General features: G+C 58.7%; 1 protein-coding gene and 1 pseudogene. Both read left to right on the top strand.

The annotated features are described in order from the left end of the window. Positions 1 to 284, top strand: a 284-nt coding sequence (locus AWB81_RS43790; RefSeq protein ID WP_144444431.1) for an integrase core domain-containing protein, incomplete at its 5' end; no start/stop codon positions are given. 11 nt (positions 285 to 295) lie between these two features. After that, positions 296 to 738 (top strand): annotated as a pseudogene (locus AWB81_RS43785) (IS5/IS1182 family transposase); the annotation flags it as partial.

Below are 738 nucleotides of genomic sequence, written 5' to 3'. Positions count from 1 at the left end.
ACGGTTCGCAGTACACGGCCGATGACTTCCTCAACCAGGTCAGGTTCTGGGGCGTCACGCCGAGCTTCTTCGCCGAACCGCAAACGAATGGCGTCGCTGAGCGCTTCAACCGGACGCTGAAGGAACAAGCCATTCACGGTCGCATCTTCAGGAACCTGGAGGAAGTTCGGGCCGCGGCCGTCGAGTTCAAAGATCGTTACAACCGTCATTGGCGTCTCGAAAAACTGGGCTTTATGTCACCCCATGAAGCCCGTCACGCAGCCACCATGAAAGAGGCCGCCTGAGTTGCAAACCCGTGTCCAGACAATCCGAGCCGGTACACGCGCAACGTGCCGGACTGGCACTGAAGCAAACATACGAGCGAGAGGGGAAACAATTGCGTCGCCGCGCCGGTGGCTATGCGCATGCGAAGCAGTTCAAGCGACTGCGCCGGGTGCTCAAGCGTCAGCGCACGATCCTCGGACGATTGCTGCGCGACATCGAGAGAAAGTTACCGAACGCATCCACTGAGCAACAGGCATCCTTAAGCATCTGGCTTGAGCGCGCCTGGCGTATCTGCCGCCAGCGAGCGAAAGATAAGCACAAGCTCTATGCGCTTCATGCGCCAGAAGTGGAGTGCATCTCAAAAGGCAAGGCTCGCCAGCCGTATGAGTTTGGCGTCAAGGTGAGCCTCGCAATCACGGAGAAGCAAGGCCTGATTGTCGGTGCACGCTCGTTTGTGGGCAACCCCTATGACGG

Source organism: Caballeronia arationis, from assembly GCF_001544975.2.
In the GTDB taxonomy this organism is placed as follows: domain Bacteria; phylum Pseudomonadota; class Gammaproteobacteria; order Burkholderiales; family Burkholderiaceae; genus Caballeronia; species Caballeronia arationis.
This window is presented reverse-complemented; position numbering and strand designations above follow the sequence as displayed.